This is a genomic window from Kitasatospora sp. NPDC057512, assembly GCF_042802135.1.
GTDB lineage: Bacteria > Actinomycetota > Actinomycetes > Streptomycetales > Streptomycetaceae > Kitasatospora.
The window spans coordinates 22,010-28,104 of sequence record NZ_JBHVET010000024.1; the positions used below are offsets into that span (position 1 = coordinate 22,010).

4 protein-coding genes are annotated in these 6,095 nt (G+C 75.4%); 1 reads left to right on the forward strand and 3 read right to left on the reverse strand.

Annotated elements, in window-relative coordinates:
• Positions 1 to 43: 43 nt before the first annotated feature.
• From ACFU6K_RS03520 to ACFU6K_RS03530, 3 genes are all read right to left on the reverse strand, one after another.
• Positions 44 to 781 carry an alpha/beta fold hydrolase gene (locus ACFU6K_RS03520; protein WP_380660645.1) on the reverse strand — a complete coding sequence of 246 codons (738 nt, stop codon included), beginning with the start codon at positions 779 to 781 and terminating at the stop codon, positions 44 to 46.
• A gap of 418 nt (positions 782 to 1,199) precedes the next feature.
• Positions 1,200 to 3,947, reverse strand: a complete 2,748-nt coding sequence (locus ACFU6K_RS03525) for an AAA family ATPase (protein WP_380660646.1) — start codon at positions 3,945 to 3,947, stop codon at positions 1,200 to 1,202.
• A gap of 124 nt (positions 3,948 to 4,071) precedes the next feature.
• A complete protein-coding gene (locus ACFU6K_RS03530) occupies positions 4,072 to 4,530 on the reverse strand; it encodes an SsgA family sporulation/cell division regulator (RefSeq protein ID WP_380660647.1) in 459 nt (152 codons plus the stop codon).
• A 656-nt stretch (positions 4,531 to 5,186) separates the two neighbouring features.
• On the opposite strand from ACFU6K_RS03530, the gene ACFU6K_RS03535 reads away from it, so the two are divergent.
• Entirely contained in the window at positions 5,187 to 6,044 is an 858-nt protein-coding gene (locus ACFU6K_RS03535; protein WP_380660648.1) for a helix-turn-helix domain-containing protein, read from the forward strand.
• Positions 6,045 to 6,095: the final 51 nt, after the last annotated feature.

Below are 6,095 nucleotides of genomic sequence, written 5' to 3' on the forward strand. Positions count from 1 at the left end.
TCGGGGGGCGGGGTCCAATCGGACTCTTCCGTTCGAACGAACATTAAACACCCCCCGGAGTACCCGTGGCGTGCCCGGTGGCCTCCCGGATCATCGCCACCACGGCTTCGGGCCGCGACAGCGGGAGGGCGTGCGAGGCGTCCAGCACGTACTCGGTGGCCGCCATGCGTTGGGCCATGAAGCGCTGGGCGGCGGGGTTGAGCATCCGGTCGGCGGTCGCGATGGCGTACCAGGACGGCTTGTCCGCCCAGGCCGGCGAGCCCGACCTGTCGGTCAGCGCGCCGCAGGCCATCGGGCGTTGTGCCGCGGCGAGCGCCTGCCCGGCCTCGGGTGACAGGTCGTCGGCGTACAGCTGCCGGAACCGTTCCGGGTGGATGGACACCTCGCTGTCGGCCCCGGAGGGGAGGGTGGTGGTGACGGTCGCGCCGGCCAGCGCGGAGGGGGCGAAGCGGTTGGTGATGTCCAGCACGCACTCGCCGGCGTCGAGGCCGAACGCGGCGGCGTAGCACAGGGCCACCACCTGGTCGGTGTCGTCGGCCGCCTGGGTGATGACCGCGCCGCCGTACCCGTGGCCGACCAGGACGACGGGGGTGCCGAGCTCGCGCAGCAGGCTCCGGACGCACGCGGCGTCCTGCGCCAGGCCGCGCAGCGGGTTGGCGGGGGCGTGCACCGTCAGACCGGCGGCGCGCAGCGGGCCGATGACCTTCGACCAGGACGAGGCGTCGGTGAAAGCCCCGTGCACCAGGACGACGGTCGGTGGAACGGGGGTGGGTCTGTGCATGCCGGTGGCCTTCGACTGGGCGGCGGAGCGGGACGGGGGGAGTCCCAGCCAAGCCGGTCCGGCCGTGGCGGGGCATCGCGTGAACGTACCAAGGAGGCGTGCCGAGCCCTGGCGGACCGCCCGGCGGCCAGGCGCGAGCTGTTCGACGATCCCGGGCGACGGCCGGGACGGTCTGTGCGCTCTCGGGCGAACGGCGGTGCGCGGTCGGCCAAACCCGGCGGCGGGGCGGCTCTAGCCTCGTGCCGCGAGTGACCTGAGCGACCACTACTCCGGAGACGCCGAGAAGACCGTGCCGAAACGACTCAGCTCCGCCCCGCCGACCCTTGCCCCGTCTCCAAGGGCCGCGACGGCGCCCGGGGCGGCCCGCCGGCGCCCGCCGCGACGTCGCCCCCGCTGTCCGTGACCCACCTGATGCCCCTCAGGCCTCGGGGAGGGAGGCGACCAGGTTGGCGAGTTGGACCCGGGAGCCGATCGACAGCTTGCGGAACACGGACGTCAGATGGGTGTTGACGGTGTGCGGGGACACCACCAGCACGTCGGCGGCCGACCTGTTGGTGTGGCCCTGGGCGACGAGGCGGGCGACCTTCTCCTCCGAGGCCGTGAGGGCACCCCAGCCCTGGACGGGGCGCCGCACGGTCGCCGTCCGGCGGGTGTCGGCCCCGGCGCCCTCCAGGTCGCGGTGGACCTGCGCCGCCGCGGCGTGGGCACCCGACTCGGTGAACCCGTCCCGCGCGCGCGTCAGCGCGGCCACCGCCCGGCGTCGCCGCCCCGCGGCCAGGAGGGCCCGGCCGAGATCGGCGTGGGCGGCGGCCCGGGTCAGCGGGCGGGGGCTCGCCCCGAGCAGGTCCACGGCCTGTTCGAGCACGGCCGGGTCGTTCCGTACGAGCCCGCGGGCCTGCGCCGCGATGCCGGTGGCGGTCGGCACGGACGGGTTGCGTCCGGCGTGGGCCTCGGCCTGCGCGGCCAGGTCCTCGGCGAGCCGCCGCTCCCCGCCGCGCAGGGACATCCGGACCGCGGCGTCGACCCAGTCGCGCAGCAGCCGCCAGCGCATGAACGGTCCTTGCTCCTGCACCCGGCGGATCCGGTCGACGGCGAGTGCGACGTCCCCGTCGGCCTCGGCGTGGACGGCCTCCAGGAAGCGCACCGCGGCCGTGTTGCCCGGGTTCGGCTTGACGGCCAGTCGCTCCCGGGCGGCGAGCAGGTGCTCCCCGGCCGCCTCCCGGTCGCCGCGCAGCAGGGCGATCCGGGAGCGGATCACCCGACCGTTCAGCTGCTGGACGGGCACCCGAACCTCGTCCTCCAGGCGCTCCATGGTCACGAAGTCGGCCTCGGCGTCGTCGAGTCGGCCGAGCCCCAGGTCGTGCTGGCCCTGGGCCCACAGCAGCATGGCCTGACGCACGGCACCGCCCCGGTCCGCCGCCCGCAGGAGCAGGCGCTCGGCGGAGGCGAAGTCGTCCAGGTGCACGTGTGCGACGACCTCCTCGGGGAGGAAGGCGGAGTCGATGGCGCTCAGCGCGGCGAAGCGCTCCAGCGCGACGGTGTTGTCCCCGGCGTTCAGCGCGATCTCGCCCAGCCCGGACAGGGCCAGGACGTGTGCCTCCCGGTCGCCGATCGCGGTGGCGGTCCGCAGCGCGGTCTCGCCGGCCTCCCGGGCCGCGGCCAGGTCGCGGCCCCGGGACAGGGCCAGGGCGCGCAGGGCGGCCAGCCGTGCGCAGATCTCCGGGGCGGAGCCGCCGGCGGCGAGCGCGGCCTCGGCCCGGCGGCGCAGTTCGTCGGCGAGGTCCATGGTCCACAGCGCCCCTCCCAGGGCGGACTGGAGCCGGCCGAAGGCCTCCAGTGGCGGCCGGTCGGCCAGCAGCCGGTCACCGGTCTCCAGCGCCTCGCGGTCGCGGCCGGCCCGGGTCAGGCAGAGGATCGTCTGCTCGCCCACCTCGAACTTCAACCTCCCTGCCGCCGGGGTCAGTTCGAGGGCGCGCAGCATCAGGTCGGCCGCCGGGCCGGGGGTGACCGCCAGCACGTCGTCGGCCGCTCGCCGCAGCAGCGCCACGGCCTCCTCGTCCCCGGGCACGGCGCCCCGGAGGATGTGTGGCACGGCGTCGGCCGGCTGCCGGCCCGCGGCGACCAGGCGGTGGGCGGCCTCGCGGTGCAGGGCCTTGCGGACCGACGGCGGGATGTCGGCGTAGACCGCCTGGCGCAGCAGATCGTGCCGGAAGACCAGGTGGTCGCCGTCGTCGTCCAGGAGCTCGGCGCGCACCGCTTCCTCGAGCGCCGGGAGCAGGGCGGCGGCCGGGCGGTCGCAGAGCACGGCGGCGTCGTCGAAGCCGAACCGGCGGCCCAGCACCGCGCCCATCTGGAGGAAGCACAGCGTCTCGGGCTGCAGGGACCGGAGCCTGCCGCGCACGCCGACCACGAGCCGGGAGGGCACGACATCGCGCGAGGCGTCGGCGGCCCGCAGTCCGGCCAGCATCTCGACCGCCAGGAACGGGTTCCCGCCGGCGCCGTCGAGCAGGTCCCGCACCCACGGGTCGACCGCCGGCCCGAGCATGTCGTCGGTCAGTTGACCGATGGCCGCGCCGGACAGCGGGCCCAGCGACACCGTGACCGTCGGAAGGTCGCCGGCGGCGGCCGCCACGATCTCCTCCGCCGGGCCCGCGGGCTCGCGGCGCCCGGTCAGCAGCCACAGGACCGGCGAGGTCCGCAGGCGGGTCGGCAGCTGTTGCAGGGCGAACCGGCTCAGCGCGTCGGCCCACTGTACGTCGTCCAGACCGATCAGCACCGGGGCGTCGGCGGCCCGGGCCTCGATCGCCTCCGCCAGGCGCTCCACCAGCCAGATCCGCTGGTCGTGGTTGCGGGTGAGATCGGCGAGGTCGTCGCCGGACAGCAGCGGCCGGTCGCCGTGCAGGATGCTGGCCGCCAACGACGAGAACGGCACGATGTGGTGCAGCTCGTCGGCTTTGCCGAGGCCCACGGAGAACCCCGCCGCGGCGGCCCGGGAGACGGCCTCGGCGAGCAGGGTGGTCTTGCCGATGCCCGGTTCGCCCTGGATCAGGGCCAGTCCGCTACTGCCGGTGCCGGCCACCGAGGTGATCAGCGCCCGGAGCTGTGCGAGCTCGGCCTCGCGGCCGCGCAGACCGCGATGGGACAGCGGACCGCCTGACCCTGCCATTCGAGCTTCTTCCCGTCCACCCACGCCGACCGGAGTCGGGTTCCGGCCGTGCCGTTGTTCCCGGCCTCCCGAGGGTACGCGGTGGTGGTCGGCCGCTGTGCCGCAGGTGGCGGCAGCGGGGCCGTCAGCCGGTGCGGCCGGGCAGCACGGCGTCCCAGTCGATCGCGTCGGCTTCGGTGCCCGGGGGGACGAGGGCGAAGGTCTCCCGGCGGAGCCAGCGGCGCACCTGACGGGACGGGAGGTCGATCAGGACGACGTCGTCGCGGTTGCGGAGCATGACGCGCAGGGCCGCCCGGCCGTGGCAGGTGCAGGGGGGCCAGATCCGGACGTCGCCCTGGCCGGCCGGCCGCTGCAGTCCCTCCCAGAGGAGGTCGCGGGAGAACCGCCAGACGCCCGCCTCGGCGGCCGGCCCGAGGAACTCGAGCGAGACGGCGATCGGGTCGTCGCTGCGGTAGCCCAGGCGCACGGGGACGTCGAGGGAGTGGTGCTCGCCCAGGACGAGTCGGGCGTCGAGGAGGACCTCGGTGCAGGCGGCCTCCGGGCGGGGCTGGGAGGAGCCGGGCAGCGACTGGTGGGCAGGCATGGATTCTCCTGGGGCGGTGTCGGGGTCGGTGTCGGGGCGGGTGCCGGGCGCCGGTGCGCGAGAGCCGGGGCGGGGCCGGGCGGGCGGCGCGGCGGTCCGGCCCCGGGCCCCGGGAACTGGCGTGGACCCGGGAACTGGCGTGGACCCGGGGGTGGCGGATCCGCCGTTCAGGCTAGGAAAAGGGGGTCGGCGGGAATGTTCCGGCGGTGCACGGCGACGTGACGACCCGTGCACCTTCCCGGCCTCCGGGCCGGCCGGGAAGCGGGTCCGTCGTGGCCGTGCCCGTCGGCGGGGAGCGGTGCGGTCGGGCGGTCCCACCGATTGTCGCCGCTCCGCCGAAGTGGCCGAACTTCGTTGCCCCGCAAGCTCGTTGGCTCCCCGCGCGAGGTGCCGGCAAGGCCTGCGCGGGGGAGTGGACGCCACTCGGGATGAGCGCCGTCCGGGTCGGCGGAGCCGCTGGAAGCCCGGTTTGTTGAATGTTTGTCCAGTCGTTCCGCTCCTTGTTATGAATGGCGCCAGAAGAACTTCCCCACCTGAGCGCCCCCGTTGCCAGGCGCCGCCGCCCCGCCGTGCGGCGAGCCGCCCTCGCCGGCATTCGCACAGCACCACTTCCAACCGGTCGGAGTCCCCCCGTGAACCAGTCGGGTCCCTCGCCCATGCCCGAAGCCCCCGCGCCCGAAGCCCACCTGCTCGACCAGGCCGCCCGCGGCGGCGGCGTCGGCTGTATCGACATCCTCTCCCCGCCGCCCGGGACCGATCCCGAGGACTGCCTCTACGTCGCCCTGCACGTCCACGGCGCGGCCTCCTACCGGCGCGGCGATGCCAGCACCGTGCTGGCCCCGGGGGACCTGCTGATCAGCGCCACCCCGCACCCGGCGGGCCTGTTGCGGGACTCCGGGTGCCGGATGGTCCGCTTCCGCGTCCCCTGCTTCTATCTGGGCGTCCGGCAGGGCGACGTCCGGCGCGCGGGCGGGCTGATGGCGCGGGGGAACGAGGGGATCGGTTCGCTCGCCTCCCAGTTCCTGCACGCCCTGGCCGCCCAGGCGCGGGCCCACCGGGCCCGGCCGGGCCACCACCTCGCGCTCAGCGCCTCCGACATCATCGCCATCCTGGTGGCCGAGCTGCTCGACCAGGAGGACCCCGAACACCCCAACGGCGCGGCCGAGTTGCTCTCCCGGATCCGCGTCCACATCGAGCAGAACCTCGCCGACCCGAACCTCTCGCCCGGATCGATCGCCCGCTCGCAGCACATCTCGGTGCGCTACCTCCACAAGCTCTTCCAGCAGGACGGGATGACCGTGGGCCAGTGGGTGCGGCGGCGCCGGCTGGACGCCTGCCGCCGGGAGCTGGGGCGCCCGTCCCGTCGGCAGACCAGTGTGTCCGCCGTCGCGCACCGCTGGGGCTTCGTCAGCCACTCCCACTTCAGCCGGGCGTTCCGTGACGCCTTCGGAATCTCCCCCCGTGAGTGGCAGGCCTACGCCACCGGGGCCGAGAGCGGCCACCCCGCCGCCTGATCGCGACACCGTGCGCACGGCGCCGCACCGCCGGTCCTGGTGAGGACGGGC